General features: G+C 73.4%; 12 protein-coding genes. 5 read left to right on the top strand and 7 right to left on the bottom strand.

Features of this window, described 5'->3' with window-relative positions:
- The first annotated feature begins 123 nt into the window (after nucleotides 1-123).
- Nucleotides 124-501, top strand: coding sequence for a PH domain-containing protein (locus tag OG470_RS13840; RefSeq protein ID WP_328424345.1), 378 nt, complete (start codon nucleotides 124-126; stop codon nucleotides 499-501).
- 33 nt (nucleotides 502-534) lie between these two features.
- On the opposite strand, the gene OG470_RS13835 is transcribed toward OG470_RS13840, so the two are convergent.
- Complete coding sequence (locus OG470_RS13835; protein ID WP_328424343.1) at nucleotides 535-1461, bottom strand: 2-hydroxyacid dehydrogenase; 927 nt, start codon at nucleotides 1459-1461, stop codon at nucleotides 535-537.
- A 184-nt stretch (nucleotides 1462-1645) separates the two neighbouring features.
- Between OG470_RS13835 and OG470_RS13830 the strand changes: the two genes are divergently transcribed.
- From OG470_RS13830 to OG470_RS13820, 3 genes are all read left to right on the top strand, one after another.
- A complete protein-coding gene (locus tag OG470_RS13830) occupies nucleotides 1646-3463 on the top strand; it encodes a SpoIIE family protein phosphatase (RefSeq protein WP_328424341.1) in 1818 nt (605 codons plus the stop codon).
- Between the two features lie 82 nt (nucleotides 3464-3545).
- Complete coding sequence (locus OG470_RS13825; protein WP_328424339.1) at nucleotides 3546-4718, top strand: PQQ-dependent sugar dehydrogenase; 1173 nt, start codon at nucleotides 3546-3548, stop codon at nucleotides 4716-4718.
- A 61-nt stretch (nucleotides 4719-4779) separates the two neighbouring features.
- Nucleotides 4780-6366, top strand: coding sequence for a metallophosphoesterase (locus tag OG470_RS13820; RefSeq protein ID WP_328424338.1), 1587 nt, complete (start codon nucleotides 4780-4782; stop codon nucleotides 6364-6366).
- Nucleotides 6367-6402: 36 nt separating this feature from the next.
- Here the strand turns inward: OG470_RS13820 and OG470_RS13815 are convergent, their stop codons facing one another.
- The 6 genes from OG470_RS13815 to ligA all read right to left on the bottom strand — a co-directional run bounded on the left by OG470_RS13815 (nucleotide 6403) and on the right by ligA (nucleotide 17301).
- Nucleotides 6403-8760, bottom strand: a complete 2358-nt coding sequence (locus OG470_RS13815; protein WP_328424337.1) for a transketolase-like TK C-terminal-containing protein — start codon at nucleotides 8758-8760, stop codon at nucleotides 6403-6405.
- Nucleotides 8761-8902: 142 nt separating this feature from the next.
- On the bottom strand, nucleotides 8903-10402 hold the full coding sequence (gene gatB / locus OG470_RS13810; protein ID WP_328424336.1) for an Asp-tRNA(Asn)/Glu-tRNA(Gln) amidotransferase subunit GatB: 1500 nt from the start codon (nucleotides 10400-10402) through the stop codon (nucleotides 8903-8905).
- A 13-nt stretch (nucleotides 10403-10415) separates the two neighbouring features.
- Nucleotides 10416-11891, bottom strand: coding sequence for an Asp-tRNA(Asn)/Glu-tRNA(Gln) amidotransferase subunit GatA (gene gatA / locus OG470_RS13805; protein WP_328424334.1), 1476 nt, complete (start codon nucleotides 11889-11891; stop codon nucleotides 10416-10418).
- Nucleotides 11888-12193: an Asp-tRNA(Asn)/Glu-tRNA(Gln) amidotransferase subunit GatC gene (gene gatC, locus OG470_RS13800; protein WP_328424332.1), complete on the bottom strand. Its 306-nt coding sequence runs from the start codon at nucleotides 12191-12193 to the stop codon at nucleotides 11888-11890. The genes gatA and gatC overlap by 4 nt, the downstream gene beginning before the upstream one ends.
- 156 nt (nucleotides 12194-12349) lie before the next feature.
- Nucleotides 12350-15007 carry a putative bifunctional diguanylate cyclase/phosphodiesterase gene (locus OG470_RS13795; protein ID WP_328424330.1) on the bottom strand — a complete coding sequence of 886 codons (2658 nt, stop codon included), beginning with the start codon at nucleotides 15005-15007 and terminating at the stop codon, nucleotides 12350-12352.
- A gap of 158 nt (nucleotides 15008-15165) precedes the next feature.
- Entirely contained in the window at nucleotides 15166-17301 is a 2136-nt protein-coding gene (gene ligA / locus OG470_RS13790) for an NAD-dependent DNA ligase LigA (protein WP_328424328.1), read from the bottom strand.
- Between the two features lie 187 nt (nucleotides 17302-17488).
- On the opposite strand from ligA, the gene OG470_RS13785 reads away from it, so the two are divergent.
- Nucleotides 17489-18034 carry a type II toxin-antitoxin system PemK/MazF family toxin gene (locus OG470_RS13785; protein WP_328424326.1) on the top strand — a complete coding sequence of 182 codons (546 nt, stop codon included), beginning with the start codon at nucleotides 17489-17491 and terminating at the stop codon, nucleotides 18032-18034.
- Nucleotides 18035-18081: the final 47 nt, after the last annotated feature.

Below are 18081 nucleotides of genomic sequence, written 5' to 3'. Positions count from 1 at the left end.
GGTCAAATCGGTTACGCGCCGGCCACCGAAAGGAGGCAGTGACCCGTGCCACTGTACGGCGTGCCGGGCGGCCCGGCACCGCCCGCCGCGAGCCGGACCAGCCGGGGGTGGGATCATCGGAGGGTGAGTACGCCCAACACGATCCGCTTCCGGTACAACCAAGGCATCCTGGCCGCCGCGATCATCGCTTTCATCGGCGCCCTGCCGCTGGCCAACGCCCGGGCGTACCTGCTGCCGGTGCTGCTCGTCCCGCTCGCCGTCGGCGTGTGGGCCTGGCGGGCCGGCACCGACGCCGACGACCGGGAGCTGCGCCTGCGCGCACTGGCGGGGCAGCGCCGGATCGGCTGGGACCGGGTCGTCGAGCTGGCCACCGACCCGCGCGGGCGGGCGGTCGCCCGGCTCGACGACGGCCAGCAGGTCGTCCTACCGGCGGTACACGGCTCGGACCTGCCCCGGCTGGTCTCGGCAACCGGCCAGACGCTGCCCGGCGCGGCCGGCTGAGCCACGCGGTCAGCGGCCGGCTGAGCTACGCGGTCAGTAGCCGTCGACCACCGTGTTGATCAGCGGCTGGCCGGCGGCGAAGCGCCGCACCTGATCGCCGACCAGCCGGTAGGCGCGCGGCAGCAGCCCTCGCACCGACCCGGCCACGTGCGGAGTAAGCAGCACGTTCGGCATCGTCCACAGCGGAGAATCGGCGGGCAGTGGCTCCGGGTCGGTGACGTCGAGCGCCGCCGAGATCCGGCCGGTGCCCAGCTCGGCGACGAGCGCCTCGGTACGGGCCACCGGCCCCCGGGCCGCGTTGACCAGCAGCGCACCGTCCGGCATCGCGGTCAGGAACTCCTTGTCGATCAGGCCGCGCGTCTGGTCCGTGAGCGGCACCAGCACCACCACGACGTCGGCCTCCGGCAGCAGCCTGGGCAGCTCCTCGACGCCGTGCACCCCCTGCTCGGGCCGGGCGGTCCGGGCCACCAGGGTGAAGCTCACCTCGAACGGGGCGAGCCGGTCCCGTACCGCGGTGCCGATCGAACCGGCCCCGACGATGAGCACCCTCTTGCCGGTGAGCTCGTCGGTCGGGGCGACGTCGCCAAATGCCCACCGCCGGTCGGCCTGCGCCCGGACGAAGGCCGGGAACGCCCGTAGCTGGGTCAGGATCGCCGTGACGACCCACTCGGCCGTGGACGGATCGTGCACTCCCCGGGCGTCGCAGAGCGTGACACCCGTCGGCGTCCGACCCGCCCAGGCGTCCGCACCGGCGGAGAGCAGTTGCACCACCGCCAGATCGGGCAGCTCGTGCAGCAGCGCGGTCGCGTCCGAGCCGGCCAGGAACGGCGGTACCCAGAACCGCACGCCGGCCACCGCGGAGGGCAGCCGCTCGGCGTGCTCGACGACTTCCACCGTCACGTTCGGGGGCAGCTCGCCAACGAGGTTCAGGCCGGCCTGGTGCGGAATCCATACCTTCACGTCCGCCGACGATAGCCCCCGCACCGGCGGCCGGTGCGGGCACGGCGGCGAACCGGCGTCCCGGGGGATGGCGCGCCGAGTCGGCCCGGGCGAGACTCGGCACACCGACGTTCGGCCGCGGCGCGAACCAGGTATAACGGATGGTCGGAGTGCCGGTCGGCCTCCGCCCGGCAGACAGGTGCTCATGACCGACGGCTCCCCCGCCCGCCCCCGGCGTTCGATCGCACCACCCCCGGCGCTCAGCGATCCGGCACGGCTGCGGGCGCTCGCCGACACCGGGCTGGACGCCGCCCCGGACGAGGCGTTCGACCGGTTCGCCCGCCTGGTCAGCGACCTGCTGGACGTACCCGTCGCGCTGGTCTCCCTGGTCTCCGCCGAGCGGCAGTTCTTCCCCGGCGCGGTCGGGCTGCCGGAGCCCTGGGCGGAGCGCCGGCAGACCCCGCTGAGCCACTCGTTCTGCCAGCACGTGGTGGACATCGAGGTGCCGATGGTGCTGCCGGACGCCCGGCTCTACCCCCGCGTGCGGGACAACCTGGCCATCGAAGACCTCGGCGTGGTCGCGTACGCCGGGATGCCGCTGACCGACCTCTCCGGCCGGGTGCTCGGCTCGCTGTGCGCCATCGACAGCAAGCCGCGGGCCTGGACCGCCGGGCAGCTCCGGACGCTGGCCGACCTGGCCGCCGCCTGCTCGTCGGAGCTGCGACTGCGGATCGCGCTGGACGGGGCGCAGGAGGCACGTCGGCGGGTCGTGCGGGCGCACGAGCGACTGGAACTGCTCGCCGGCCTGAGCGAGACGCTGGCCGGCACGCTGGACGTGGGCACCGTGCTGCGCCGGCTCGCCGACACCATGGTGCCGCTGCTCGCCGACTGGTGCCTGCTCACCCTGGTCGGGCCGACCGGCCTGCCCCGCGAGGTGGTCGCGGTACACCGGGACCCCGCCCGGACTGCGGACGTCGACCGCTTCGCCGAGCTGCTGCGCACCGGGCTGAGCGCGGATTCGGCCATCCGGGCGGTGCTGCGGACCGGCCGGCCCCGGCTCGGCGCTGTGGCGTCGCTGGCGGACGTGGCACGTGGCACAACGAATCCGGAGATGGCGTCGATCGGCGACCGCCTGGGCATCGCCTCCTACCTCTGCGTGCCGGTCCGTGCCGCCGGCGGCACGGTGCTCGGCGCGATCACCCTGGTCAACGACGCCCAGCGCCAGCAGTTCGACGACCGCGACCTGCTCACCGCGGTGGACATCGGCCGCCGCGCCGGGCAGGCGATCGGCAACAGCTCGATGTACGGCGAGCAGCGGCACGTCGCCGAGGTGCTGCAACACAGCATGCTGCCGCAGCTGCCGGTCGTACCCGAGCTGGAGCTGGCGGCCCGCTACCAGCCGGCGGCCGACCGGGTGGAGGTGGGCGGTGACTGGTACGACGCCTTCGTCCAGCCCGACGGGGACCTGATCGCGGCGATCGGGGACGTGGCCGGGCACGACATCGAGGCGGCGGCGACCATGGGCCAGCTGCGCAACCTGGTGCGCGGCAACGCGTTCGGCCGGCAGGACGCGGTCGGTGAGCTGATGACCCACCTGGACGGCGCGATCCGCGGCCTGCGGCTGCCGATCGCGGCCACCGCGACGCTGGTCCGGATCTGTCCCCAACGGTCCGGCGGCTGGGAGATGACCTGGTCCAACGCCGGGCACCCGCCGGCCCTGCTGGTCCGTGCCGGCGGCGCGGTGGAGGTCCTCGAAGCGCCGCCGGAAGCACTGCTCGGCCTGGCCCGGCCGGTGCGGCGGACCAGCCAGTCGGCCAGCCTGGCCACCGGCGACACCCTGCTGCTCTACACCGACGGGCTGATCGAGCGGCGGGACCGGTCCATCGACGAGGGGCTCGCCGAGCTGCTGGACCGGCTGACCGGCACCGACACGCTGCCCCTCGACGAGCTGTGCGACCTGCTGCTCGCCTCGACCCGGCACCGCGAGGACGACACCGCGCTGCTGGCCGTGCGGGCACGCTGAACGGTCCACCCCGGAGCACCGCCGGCATCCGCCGTGTCCTGTCGGGCCCGGCCGGGCCGTCCGGCGGGATACCCTGGGCCGGGTGAGCGCCCGTCCCCCGTACTCTCGCACCCGCCGCCTCCGGGCGGCCCTCGCGGCGTCCTGCGCGGCGCTGCTGTTCGCCGCCGGTTGCAGCTTCGGCGAGCCGGAGCCGGACCCGGCCGGTGAGCCGCCCAACCTGCCGACCCCGTCGGCGCCGGCGAGCCCCGGCGGCGCCGGCCAGCAGGCGGTGGCGACGGTGCTCGCCAAGGGGCTGCGGGTGCCCTGGGCGATCGCCTTCCTGCCGGACGGCGGCGCGCTGGTCACCGAGCGGGACAGCGGCCGGATTCTCCAGGTCGGCCCCGAGTCCGGGCCGGACGGGCTGCGGGTCCGGGTGGTGCAGACGATCACCGACGTGGCGGCGGCGGGCGAGGGCGGCCTGCTCGGCATCACCGTCTCCCCCGGCTACGACAAGGACCGCACGGTCTTCGTCTACTACACGACCGAGCAGGACAACCGGGTCGTCCGGCTGCAGCTCGGTGGGCAGCCCACCCCGATCCTCACCGGCATTCCCAAGGCCAACGTGCACAACGGCGGCGGGCTGGGCTTCGGCCCGGACGGGCAGCTCTACGCCAGCACGGGTGACGCCGGTGAGCGCCCCGCCGCCCAGGACGTGAAGAGCCTCGGCGGCAAGATCCTGCGGATCACCCCGGACGGGAAGCCCGCCGCGGGCAATCCGTACCCCGGCTCCCCGGTCTGGTCGCTGGGGCACCGCAATGTGCAGGGCTTCACCTGGGACGCCGCCAAGCGGATGTACGCCGTGGAGTTCGGCCAGAACACCTGGGACGAGATCAACCAGATCACCAAGGGCGGCAACTACGGCTGGCCGCAGGTCGAGGGGCGGGCCGGCGACAAGCGGTACAGCGACCCGATCACCCAGTGGGCGACCTCGGACGCGTCCTGCTCCGGGCTGGCCGCCGCGGATCGGCTGCTGGTCACCGGCTGCCTGCGCGGCAAGCGGCTCTGGGTGATGGAGCTGACCGACATGGGCACGCTGCTCGGTCAGCCCAGTGAGCTGCTCACCAACCGGTACGGCCGGCTGCGCGCGGTGGCCGCCGCGCCGGACGGGTCGCTCTGGGTGAGCACCTCCAACCACGACGGGCGGGGCAACCCGGCGGCCGACGACGACCGGCTCCTGCGGGTGGTCTTCGCCGGCGGCGACGGCGGTCGCAGCTGACCTTCGTCACCATCCCTGCAGGTTTGCCAAGATCCTCCGACGGGCAGGTCAGAATCTCAGCATGGACGGGCAGCACGACGAGCAGCACGACGACGCCGGAGACCGGGACGACCCGGTGACCGGTGGCGAGTCGGTGACTGATGGCGAGCCGCAGCGGTCGGCCGGCCTGCGAGCTGGCCGGCTCGGTGCACTGCGCCGCACCGGGGTGATCCTCGCCGTGCTCGCCGTGGCCCTGGCCGGGGCGGTGCTCGGGGTGCTGGCCGGCGGCCGGGTGGACACCGACATCGGGCCGTTCCGGGCCAGCCTCACCCTCACCCCCGCCAGCGACGGCGGCACCACCGTCGACGTGCCTCCGCTCGGTGCGCTCCTGCTGAACAGCCACGACGGGCCGACACACCTCACCGTGCGGCTGGGCGCGCTCGACCAGGGACGCACCGAGGCGCTGATCGACGACCCGGCCAGCATCAGCCGGGCCAGCCAGAGCGCCGTCGAGGACGTCCGGTCCGGGGTGATGCGGCTCGGCCTGCGGACCCTCGCCTCGGTGGTGCTGGTCACCCTGATCCTCGCCGGGCTGATCTTCCGCGATGTGCGGCGGACCGCCTGGGCGGGCGGGCTGGCACTGCTCGTCACCGCCGGCAGCCTCGGCACGGCGGCGGCCACCCTGCGCCCACAGGCGATCGAGGAGCCGCGCTACGAGGGGCTGCTGGTCAACGCCCCGGCCATCGTGGGCGACGCCCGCCGCATCGCCAACGACTACACCAAGTACGCCGAGCAGCTGCAACGCATCGTCGGCAACGTCAGCCAGCTCTACACGACCGTGTCGGCGCTGCCGGTGTACGAGCCAGCACCCGGCACCACCCGGGTGCTGCACGTCTCCGACATGCACCTCAACCCGACCGGCTGGCAGCTGATCCGGACGGTGGTGGAGCAGTTCGGCATCGACGCGGTGATCGACACCGGCGACATCACCGACTGGGGCAGCGAGCCGGAGGCGTCCTTCGTCGGCTCGATCGGCCTGCTGAAGAAGCCGTACGTGTTCATCCGGGGCAACCACGACTCGGGCCGCACCGGCGCCGCGGTGGCCCGCCAACCGAACGCGATCGTGCTGAACAACTCGACGACCACGGTCGCCGGGCTGACCATCGCCGGCATCGGCGACCCGCGCTTCACCCCGGACAAGAACACCTCCCCGGCCGGCAGCGGGCTGACCCAACAGGTGGCCGACCAGGTGATCGGGGCCGGCGAGCAGCTCGCCAGCACGGTGCGCAACTCACCGCAGCCGGTGAACATTGCGCTGGTGCACGACCCGGCGTCCGCCGGGCCGCTCGCCGGCACCTGCCCGCTGGTGCTGGCCGGGCACACCCACTCCCGGCAGGTCTCCAAGCTGCCCCAGGCACCCGGCCAGCAGCCCACCACGCTGATGGTGGAGGGCTCCACCGGCGGCGCCGGGCTGCGCGGCCTGGAGGGTGAGAAGCCGACCCCGCTGTCGATGTCCGTGCTCTACTTCGACCAGCAGAAGATGCTCCAGGCGTACGACGACATCACCGTCGGCGGCACCGGGCAGGCCCAGGTCAACCTGGAACGGCACGTGGTGGAGAACCCGTCCGCCGGGGCACCCGCCTCGGTCACCCCCACCCCGACCCGCTGAGCGCGGGCCGGGGCGGCAGCGTCGGGAACGTGAGCGTCAGCGCAGCGCGAGGGCGGCCAGGGCGGCGTTGACGATGCTGCCGGGCAGCAGGTCGTGCAACTCGTACAGCTCGGCAACGCTGCCGGACTGGCCAAACTCGTCCACCCCGAGCGGCACCGCCGGCGCGCCGAGCGCCGAACCGAGCCAGGCCATGGCGTGCGACGCGGCGTCGTGCACGGTCACCACCGGCACCCGGTCGGCGAACGCGGACCGCAGCGCGCCCGGCACGCTGGGCACCGTGGCGGTCCGTACGCCCTGGCGCAGGGTGCGCTGCCAGGCCCGGTAGAGCCGATCCAGCGAGGTCACGTCCACCACGTGCGCGGCGACGCCCTCCTCGGCCAGCTCCGCCGCGGCGGCCAGTACCTCGGGCAGCACCGCACCGGAGGCGGCCAGCTGCACCACCGGGGCGTCGGCCAGGTGCGGGTACGCCTGATGCGCGTCCACCAGCCGGTACGCCCCGGCGACCACCTGCCGGCGCAGCACCGCGTCACCGATCCGGGCCCGGGCCGCCTCGAACGGCGCCTGGTCCAGCGGTCGGGTGCTGAGCCGGAAGTAGTACGCGCCGTCCTCGGTGGGCGCGGCGGTCGCGGTCGGGGCCGACCCACCGGCGATCTGCCCGAGCGCGTCGCAGAGCAGCCAGTCCAGGCTGGCCGCGTACGCCGGTTCGAGGAAGGTCACCCCGGGCAGCTCCAGGCCGACCGAAGCGGTGATCGTGGACTGGTGGGCGCCGCCCTCCGGGGCCAGCGTGATGCCCGACGGGGTGCCGGCGACCACGAACCGGGAGCCGGAGTAGGTGCTGTACAGGAACGCGTCCAGGCCGCGCAGCACGAACGGGTCGTAGACCGTACCCACCGGCAGCAGCGGCTGCCCGGACAGGTCCCACGACAGGCCGAGCTGCCCGAGCAGCAGGAACAGGTTCATCTCCGAGATGCCCAGCTCGATGTGCTGCCCCGCCGGGCTCTCGGTCCAGCGCAGCATCCGGTCCTCGGTCCAGGAACGCTGCTCGGTGGGGGCGAACACCCCGGTCTTGTTGATGAACCCGGCCAGGTTGGTGGAGGTGGCCACGTCCGGCGCGGTGGTGACCAGGTAGCGGCCGACCTCCCGGTCCCGGGCCAGGTCCACCAGCACCCGGCCGAAGACCTCCTGCGTGGAGATCGGCTTGGCCGCGCGTACTCCGGTGCTCTCCGGGACGGTGACGCCGAGCGCCCGCTCGCGGGGCGCGCGGGACAGCGCCTCCCGACGGGCACCGGCCCGGATGCCGGCGGGTGACGCCGGGTCGAGGCGGTCCCACTCGGTCTCCCGGGTCAGCCCCTGCGCGGCACGCAACACGTCGACCTGCTCGGTGCTGAGCAGCGCCGAGTGGTTACGCGGATTGCCGGCGATGGGCAACCCCCACCCCTTCACGGTGTACGCGAAGACGACGCTGGGCCGGTCGGTGACCGCGTCGCACTGGGCGTACGCGTCGAGCATCGCGGACAGGTCGTGGCCGCCCAGGTCGGTGACGAGCGGGCCCAGCTCCTCGTCTGCGATGCCTCCCACGAAGGCACCCACCTCAGCCGGCGCACCGTCCAGGAACTGCTTGCGCAGCGCCGGGCCGGCCAGCCCGAACAGCGACTGGTACTGCTCGTTGGGCATCGCGTCGATCCAGTCGCGCAGCACCTCGCCGCCCGGCCGGGCGTACGCCTCGGCGAGCCGACGGCCGTACTTGACCTCCACGACGTGCCAGCCGGCCGCCTCGAACTGACCCCGCCACTGGTTGATCCGGATGCCCGGCACCACCCGGTCCAGCGACTGCCGGTTGAAGTCCACCAGCCACATGACGTTGCCCAGACCGGTGGTGGCGGGGTCGGCGACCGCCTCCCAGATGTTGCCCTCGTCCAGCTCGGCGTCGCCGATCAGCGCCACGAACCGGGAGTGCGGCCGGGCGCCGAAGTGCGCATCGACGTAGCGCCGGGTGGCGGCGGCGAAGAGCGGAGCCGCCGCGCCGAGACCCACCGAGCCGGTGGAGAAGTCCACCTCGTCGGGGTCCTTGGTGCGCGACGGGTACGACTGGAGGCCGCCGCGGGCCCGCAGCCGGGGCAGGTACGAGCGGTCCAGGTTGCCGAGCAGGTACTGGATGGCGTGGAACACCGGAGAGGCGTGCGGCTTGACCGCAACCCGGTCCTCGGCGTCCAGGTGGGCGAACCAGAGCGCGGTCATCGCGGTGACCAGGGAGGCGCTGGACGCCTGGTGCCCGCCGACCTTCACCCCGTCGCCGGTGGCCCGGTCGTGGTTGGCGGCGTCCACGATCCGGGTGGCGAGCCAGAGCACCCGCCGCTGGATCTCGTCGAGCACATCGAGGTCGTGGTGGTTCACGGTGGCTCCATCCGGGCGTCGCCGTTGACGCCCTCGCGAGGGGTGCGGATCACGCCGCCCGAGTGGGCGACCCAGCGGGGTGGGACGTCAGGAAGGGCCCCTTCCTGTGCACGAGGCGTTGAGAAGGGGCCCTTTCGGACGGTCAGCCCTGGACGCCGAGGCGCTCCAGGACCAGCTCACGGACGGTCTTCGCGTCGGCCTGACCGCGGGTGGTCTTCATGACCGCTCCGACCAGCGCGCCGGCTGCGGCGACCTTGCCACTACGGATCTTGTCGGCGATGCCGGGGTTGGCGGCGATCGCCTCGTCCACCGCGGCGGTGAGCGCGCCGGTGTCCGACACGACCTCCAGGCCCCGGTTGGTCATGATCTCGGTGGGCGAGCCCTCGCCGTCGACCACGCCCTCCAGCACCGCGCGGGCCATCTTGTCGTTGAGCTTGCCGGCGTCCACCAGGCCCTGCAACTCGGCGACCTGGCCCGGGGTGGCGCCGATGTCGGCCAGCTCCACGCCGCTCTCGTTGGCCCGGCGGGACAGCTCGCCCAGCCACCACTTGCGGGCGGCGGCCGGGGTGGTGCCGGCGGCGACGGTGGCCTCGATCAGCTCGACCGCGCCGGCGTTCAGCACCGACTGCATGTCCAGGTCGGACAGCCCCCACTGCTGCTGGAGCCGACGCCGGTGCACCCGGGGCAGCTCCGGCAGGGCGGCCTTCAGCTCGGCGACCCACGCGGGGTCCGGGGCGATCGGCACCAGATCCGGCTCCGGGAAGTACCGGTAGTCGGTGGCGGTCTCCTTCGAGCGGCCCGGGGTGGTGTCGCCGGTCTCCTCGTGGAAGTGCCGGGTCTCCTGGGTGATCCGGCCGCCGGCGTCCAGCACCGAGGCCTGCCGGAGCATCTCCGAACGGACCGCCCGCTCCACCGAACGCAGCGAGTTGACGTTCTTGGTCTCGGTGCGGGTGCCCCACTCCTGTCCCGGCAGGTTGAGCGAGGTGTTCACGTCGCAGCGCAGCGAACCCTCCTCCATCCGCACGTCCGAGACACCGAGGGTGCGGATCACGTCCCGCAGCTCGGCGACGTAGGCCCGGGCCACGTCGGGGGCGAGCACGCCGGTGCCCGGGATGGGCTTGGTGACGATCTCGACCAGCGGGATGCCCGCCCGGTTGTAGTCGACCAGCGACTCGGTCGCGCCGTGGATGCGGCCGGTGGCGCCGCCGACGTGCAGCGTCTTGCCGGTGTCCTCCTCCAGGTGCACCCGCTCGATCTCGATCCGCACCGTCTCGCCGTTGACCTCGACGTCCAGGTAGCCGTCGACGCAGATCGGCTCGTCGTACTGGCTGATCTGGAAGTTCTTCGGCATGTCCGGGTAGAAGTAGTTCTTCCGGGCGAACCGGCACCACTCGGCGATGGAGCAGTTCAACGCCAGGCCGATCCGGATGATCGCCTCGATGGCCGCCTTGTTGGCCACCGGCAGCGAGCCGGGCAGGCCGAGGCAGACCGGGCAGACCCGGGTGTTCGGCTCGCCACCGAAGTCGGTCGGGCAGCCGCAGAACATCTTTGTGTTCGTGCCCAGCTCGACGTGGGTCTCCAGGCCGATCACCGGTTCGTAGCGCGCGACGACCTCGTCGTACGCGGGCAGCGTCGTCGTCATCTGGGCTCCTGCCTCACAGTGCCGGTGGGGTGAACGTGCCGACCGCGGACTCCAACGCGGCGGCGACCCGGTACATCCGGTCGTCGGCCATCGTCGGGGCCATCACCTGCAGGCCGACGGGCAGCCCCTCGGAGAGGCCGCAGGGCACCGAGATGCCCGGCCCGCCGTACAGGTTGGTCGGGATGGTGAACAGGTCGGCCAGGTACATCTGGTACGGGTCGGCGGTGCGCGCGCCCAACGGGAACGCCACCGACGGGGTGGTCGGCGAGATCAGCGCGTCCACCCGCTCGAACGCGGCGGTGAAGTCCCGGGTGATCAGCGTCCGGACCTTCTGCGCCTGCCCGTAGTACGCGTCGTAGTAACCCGACGACAGGGCGTACGTGCCGATCATGATGCGGCGCTTGACCTCCGGGCCGAAGCCGGCCTCCCGGGTCAGCGACATGACCTCCTCCAGCGACCGGTTGCCGTCGTCGCCGACCCGCAGGCCGAACCGGACACCGTCGAACCGGGCCAGGTTGGAGGAGCACTCGCTCGGCGCGATCAGGTAGTACGCCGGCAGCGCGTAGGCGAACGTCGGGCAGGACACCTCGACGATCTCCGCACCCAGCTTCGCCAGCGCGTCCACCGACTCGCGGAACGCGGCCATCACACCCGGCTCGGCGCCCTCGCCGACGAACTCGCTGACGATACCGAGCCGTACGCCGGTCAGGTCGCCGGTCGCGCCGAGCTTCGCCGCCGCCACCACGTCCGGCACCGGCTGCGGGATCGAGGTGGAGTCGCGCGGGTCGTGCCCGCCGATCACCTGGTGCAGCAGGGCCGCGTCGAGCACCGTACGGGCGCAGGGGCCGGGGGTGTCCAGCGACGAGGAGAAGGCGACCAGCCCGTAGCGGGAGGTGCCGCCGTAGGTGGGCTTCACACCTACGGTGCCGGTGACCGCGCCGGGCTGGCGGATCGAGCCGCCGGTGTCCGAGCCGATCGCCAGCGGCGCCTCGTACGCGGCCAGCGCGGCGGCGCTGCCGCCACCCGAGCCACCCGGGATCCGGTTCAGGTCCCACGGGTTGTGCGTGGGGCCGTACGCCGAGTACTCGGTGGAGGAGCCCATGGCGAACTCATCCATGTTGGTCTTGCCGAGCATCACCGTGCCGGCGGCGCGCAGCCGCTGCACGATCGTGGCGTCGTACGGCGGGCGCCAACCCTCCAGGATCTTCGACCCCACGGTGGTCGGTACACCCCGGGTGGCGAGCACGTCCTTCACCGCGACCGGCACCCCGGCCAGCGGGCCCAACTCCTCGCCGGCGGCCCGGCGCTCGTCGACCGCGCGGGCCGCGGCGAGCGCGCCGTCGGTGTCGACGTGCAGGAAGGCGTGCACCCGGTCGTCGACCGCGGCGATCCGGTCCAGGTGTGCCCGGGTCACCTCGACGGCGGAGGTCTCGCCGCCGGCGACCAGGGCAGCGATCTCCGTCGCGGTCATTCTGGTGAGGTCACTCATGAGGCCACATCCTCGGTGAGAATCCGCGGAACGCGGAACCGCTGGTCCTCAGCGTCCGGCGCACCCGACAGTGCCTCCTGCGGGGTCAGGCACGGCGTGACCACGTCCTCCCGCAGGATGTTGGTCAGCGGCACCGAGTGCGAGGTCGGCGGGATGTCCGCCGCGGCGACCTCGCCGACCTGGGCGACCGCCTGGAGGATCACGTCGAGCTGGCCGGCGAAGGTGTCCAGCTCCTCCTCGGTGACGGCGAGCCGCGACAGGCGCGCTAGGTGCGCGACCTCCTCGCGGGAGATGGCGGCCATCCGTGCCCCCTTCTGATGTCCTGCTGGTCGGGCGGTGTGCCGGCCGCGCGACGGCTGAGCGTGACACGCGGTGACCGGAGCGAGTCTATTGTTCCGCTCCGGTGCCGCGTCCCCGACTCCCCCTCCGCCGACCGGTGCGCCGCGTCGACGGGCGGGTCAGCGGGTGGGATGACGGCCGCCGTCCGGCTCCGGACCGCCGGTCGGGCGGACCGGGCGGTACCGGGCCAGCCACGTGACCAGCTCCTCGGCGGGCATCGGTCGGGCGTAGAACCAGCCCTGCGCGGCGTCGCAGCCGGCGGCGTGCAGCATCCGCCAGGTCCGCTCGTCCTCCACACCCTCGGCGACCACCCGCAGCCCCAGCGCGCCGGCCAGCTCGATCATCGACCGGACGATCGCCGCGTCGTCGGCGTCGTCGGCCATGCCGAGCACGAACGAGCGGTCCACCTTCACCTCGGACAGCGGCAACCGGCGCAGATGTTGCAGGGAGGAATACCCGGTGCCGAAGTCGTCCAGCGCGATGGCCACCCCGATCCGGTGCAGCCGGGAGATGGTGGCCAGCACCCGACGAGGGTCGGCCATCAGGGCACCCTCGGTGATCTCCAGTTGCAGTCGCTCGGCCGGCACCTCGTAGCGGGCCAGCCGGTCGGCGATCTGGTCGGCGATCTCGCCGGTGTGCAGGTCGCGCACGCTCACGTTCAACGCGGCGCGCAGCCCGATGCCAGCCGCCGACCACTTGGCGAGCTGCTCCACCACGTCGTCGACCACCCGCCGGGTGAGCAGCCGCATCACCGCGCTCTGCTCGGCGACCCGGATCAGCTCCTCCGGGTCGACCATGCCCCGGCGCGGGTGCCGCCAGCGCAGCAGCGCCTCGACGCCGACCACCTCGCCCGTCGCGATGGCGATCTGCGGCTGGTAGTACATGGTGATCTCGCCGGCGTCGTCGGCCGGCTCACCGCCGGAGCGCGCCCACTCGGTCGGGGCGAGCGGTTGCTCCGAGGCGCCCCGCCCGATGTCGCGCCGCGGACCGGGACCGCCGTCGGTCAGCGCGGGGGCGGGCACCGCACCGCCGTTTGGCGATCGCCGCCCGCGCCCGCCGCCGGAGTGCCGGTCCCGGGCCGGACCCGGGCGGGTACCGGCGACCGTGGCGCGGGCGTTCCGGCCACGGATCGGGTCGGCTCCGGTGGCGATCCGGTTGATCAGCTCGTCGGCATGCACCAGCTCGGCGTCGGGCCGCCGCCGGCGAACCCACCACCGGCCGCCGACCCGCCGCGCCGCGGCGATCACCGGTGCCGCGCCCGCGTGCGGCGCGGCCTCGGCGGGCAGGTCACCGGCGGGCAGCGCCGCACCATCCCCGCCGCGCACCTCCGCCGCCGCCCCGAGGGGTACGTCGACAGCCCGCTCCGGGCCTGCCGGCTCGACCGGTCCGGAATCCCGACGGTTCCCGTCGGCCTGTCCCGTCAGCTCGCCGTGTCGCGCTGGTTCGGCGTAGAATCGCTCGTCGGCCGACGGGCCGGACTCCAGCACGCGGCGCAGGTCGGCGAGGAGGCCGAGCCGCTCGGCGGAGTTGTGGTCGGACTCCGGGGCGTAGAGCGCCACCGTGTCGTTGCGGTGCTTGGCGTCGTACATCGCCACGTCGGCGTGGCGCATCAGGGTGGCGAAGTCCTCGCCGTGCTCGGGGAAGAGGGCGATCCCGATCGAACCACCCACGTCCAGCGGCAGCCCGTCCAACGGCACCGGCTCGGCCAGCGCCCCGACCACCCGGTCGGCCAGATCACGCGCCTGGCTCGCGTCGGTCAGCCCGGTCATCACGATGGCGAACTCGTCCCCGCCGAGCCGGGCGATCATCTGCGGCCGAGGTTCCACGTCGGTGAGCCGGGCGCTGACCTCGACCAGCAACCGGTCGCCCACGGCGTGCCCGAGCGCGTCGTTGACGTTCTTGAAGCGGTCCAGGTCGATCAGCAGCAGCGCCAGGTGCCCGTCCGGTTCCCCCCGGGCGGTCCGCTCGGCGTGCAGGTGCACCTGCTCCGCCACCTCGGTCAGCAGGGCCTTGCGGTTGGGCAGCCCGGTGAGCGGGTCGGCGGCGGCGAGGTGCTGCTGCTCAACGGTCAGCCGGGCCATCCGGTACACGGCGAAAAGCGGCACCAGCACCAGCGGGATCAGCGCCGCGCTGACGCGCGCGGCGGCGACCAGCACCGGGGCGAGCAGCAGCAGCGAGCCGGTGGAGAGCAGTTCGAAGCCGAGGCCCTGCCGGACGGTAGGCCACCACCGGTCGCCGAAGCGCAGCCGCACCGCCCAGCTGACCAGCCCGTAGTTGACCACGAACCACGCCACCGTGGCGCCGCCGACGGCGGCCACGTCGGTCCAGTGCAACCGGCCGCCCGAGAAGATGGTGCCCGGCCCCAGCTGGATGACCCCGTACGCGGCGGCGAGAGCGCAGGCGTACTGGCCGACGTTGAACGCGGTCCGCCACGCGGCGTGCCGCATCCGCCAGCCCGAGACGACCACCCCCACCGCCTGCACGGCGACCGCCGGGCCGAGCCCCCAGCCGAGCAGGATCGCGAAGGTGAAGCAGGTCGAGGGGAAGACCGCGGAGGACTGCCGACGCCCCGGGGGGACGAACGGGCGGGCATCGCAGACCACGGCGAGCACGGCCATCGTCCAGAACGCCACCGGCAGCCGGGAGAGCTCGCCGGGGAGTGTCGCGAGTGGACCGGCGGCGGTCAACGCGGCGACCGCCAGGATGCCGAGGACGAAGCCGGCGAACGGCGCCACCCGTCCGGGAGGGACGAAGTTGCGCGGGTCGGCGACCTCCATCACACCTCCCGACCGACGGTCGGCGTGCCGGTGAGCACGCCGTGACCCAATGAAACGCCCTCAGCCCCGATTTTCCCGGTATGACAGTCACGAATCGGTCGTAGTCGTAATTAAGTTGGTATGCGCGACCAGCCGGTGCGGCGAGACGCCGGCGGCGGTCAGCCCTCCAGCCGGGCAGCCCCCCGCGCGGCGTCCGGACCCGCGTCCAGCAGCAGCCGGAACCCGTCCTCGTCGAGCACCGGCACCTTGAGGCTGGCCGCCTTGTCGGCCTTGGACCCCGGGTTGTCCCCCACCACGACGAAGCTCGTCTTCTTGGAGACCGACCCGCTCACCTTGCCGCCCCGGCTCTGCACGGCCTCGGCGGCCTGGTCCCGGGAGAAGCCCGCGAGCGTGCCGGTCACCACCACGGTCAGCCCCTCCAACGTGCGCGGCCCCTCGTCGACAGCCTCCTCGGCCATCCGTACACCCGCCTCGGCCCACTTGCGGACCACCTCGCGGTGCCAGTCCACGGCGAACCACTCCCGGATGCTGGCCGCGATGGTCGGCCCGACCCCGTCGACCGAGGAGAGCTCCTCCTCGCTGGCCGCGTCGATGGCCTCCATCGAGCGGAAGTGCCGGGCGAGCGCCTGGGCCGCGGTGGGGCCGACGTGCCGGATCGAGAGCGCCACCAGCACCCGCCACAGGTCGCGCTCGCGGGCGACCGCCAGATTGTCGAGCAGTTTGACCGCGTTGGTGCCGAGGCTGCCGTCCTTGTTGACGAAGAACGGGGACCGGGACAGCTGCTCGGCGTCGAGCTGGAAGAGGTCGCCCTCGTCGGTGATGATCTCCGCGTCCAGGAGCGCCCCGGCACCCTTGTAGCCGAGCACCTCGATGTCGAACGCGCCGCGGCCGGCGAGGTGGAACACCCGCTCGCGTAGCTGGGACGGGCAGCTGCGCGTGTTGGGGCAACGGATGTCGACGTCGCCCTCCTTGGACGGCGCGAGCGGGGTGCCGCAGGCCGGGCAGTTGGTCGGCATGACGAACGGCCGGGCGTCGGGCGGGCGACGCTCGACCACCGGGCCGAGCACCTCGGGAATCACGTCACCGGCCTTGCGCAGCACCACCGTGTCGCCGATCAGCACACCCTTGCGCTCCACCTCCCGGGCGTTGTGCAGGGTGGCCAGTGCGACGGTGGAGCCGGCCACCCGCACCGGTTCGAGGACGGCGAACGGGGTGACCCGCCCGGTGCGGCCCACGTTGACGTCGATGTCGAGCAGCTTGGTGGTGACCTCCTCCGGTGGGTACTTGAAGGCGATCGCCCACCGCGGGGCGCGGCTGGTCGAGCCGAGCCGACCCTGGATGGAGACCGGGTCGACCTTGACCACCACGCCGTCGATCTCGTGCTCGACGTCGTGCCGGTGCTCCGCGTAGTAGGCGATGTATTCCGCCACACCGGCCAGATCCGGCACCACCCGCCACCGGTCGCTGGTCGGCAGCCCCCACGCCTTCAGCGCGGTGTACGACTCGGACTGCGCCGTCGGCTGGAACCCGCGACGGGCGCCGATGCCGTGCACCACCAGGCGCAGCGGCCGGGAGGCGGTGACCCGTGGGTCCTTCTGCCGCAGGCTGCCGGCGGCGGCGTTGCGCGGGTTGGCGAAGGGTGCCTTGCCCTGCTCGACCAGACCCGCGTTGAGGTCGGCGAACGCGGCGATCGGGAAGTAGATCTCGCCCCGGACCTCCAGCAGCTCGGGCACGTCCGGGAATTCGGCGGACGGGGTGAGCTGGCTGGGCACGTCGCGGATGCTGCGCACGTTGGCGGTGACGTCCTCGCCGGTGCGGCCGTCACCGCGGGTGGCCGCCCGGACCAGCCGACCGGCCTCGTAGGTCAGGTTGATCGCCAGCCCGTCGACCTTCAGCTCGCAGAGGTAGGGCACCGGGCCGCCGGCATCCCGCTCGACCCGCTCGGCCCAGGCGGACAGTTCCTCGTCGGCGAAGGCATTGTCCAGCGAGAGCATGCGCTCGGCGTGGGTGACCGGGGTGAAGTCGGTGGAGAAGGTGCCGCCCACCCGTTGGGTCGGCGAATCCGGCGTGCGCAGCGCCGGGAACTCCTCCTCCAGCGCCTCCAGCTCGCGCAGCTGCTGGTCGAACTGGGCGTCGGCGATGGTCGGCGCGTCCAGCACGTAGTAGCGGTACTGGTGCTCGGTCAACTCGCCGCTGAGCGTGGCGTGCCGCTCCCGCGCCTGCGGCGTCGGCTCGGCGCCGGCCGCCGCCTCCTGCGCCGGGCTGACCTGTTGGCCGATCTGCTCCTCGGACACACCGCCACCTTCGGACACGCCTGCGACCTCCCTGATCACGCTACTCCCGCACGGTATCGGGCCGGTCAGACAATCCGTCGGCCACCCGCGCCCACCGGCCGCGCGGTTGACGGGCGGCAAGGTCGACGGCGTGCGAGGATCGCCGGACGACAGTGGCCGGTGGGGCCACCGGAAGGCGGAGGTACCGATGCCCGAGGCCCTGCTCTGGGCGGTGGCGATCCTGCTGGCGGTGGCCGCCGGCTGGGCGTGGAACAGCTGGCGGCACCGGGTGGCGAACCGGCGGTCGGGCACCCGGCCGGGCCGGGGCGCCACGGCGCGTACCGGTGGCCGCCGCACCACACCGCCCCGGCCGCGCGGCGGCGACCGGCCCGCCACCAAGCCCCGGTCGCGCGACACCGACCGGGCGACCGGCAAACCGGCACCGGGCGAGATCTGGTGGGCCGACGTGCCGTACGCCGACGGCAGCGGGTCGAAGGTCCGGCCGTGCCTGGTGCTGCGCGCCGACTCCCGGGGCGCCGACGTCCTGAAGATCACCAGCCAGGACAAAAGCGAGCGGGACGACCACGTCCGCATCCCCACCCGGGACTGGGACCCGGGCGCCGAGCACGACAGCTACCTGAGCCTCACCGAGCCAGCCCGGATCAGCTCGGCCGCCTTCGCCGACCGTGCCGGCAACTGCGACGGCGACCTGTGGCGACGGGTCCGCAGCCTGCACCACCTGCCCACCCGCTGACCGTCCCCCGCCCGGCGATCCCCCGGGGCGGGGCACGCCTCCGCCGC

The organism is Micromonospora sp. NBC_00389, from assembly GCF_036059255.1.
In the GTDB taxonomy this organism is placed as follows: domain Bacteria; phylum Actinomycetota; class Actinomycetes; order Mycobacteriales; family Micromonosporaceae; genus Micromonospora.
The sequence above is the reverse complement of the archived record's forward strand: the minus strand, read 5'-3'. Positions and strand labels throughout refer to the sequence as shown.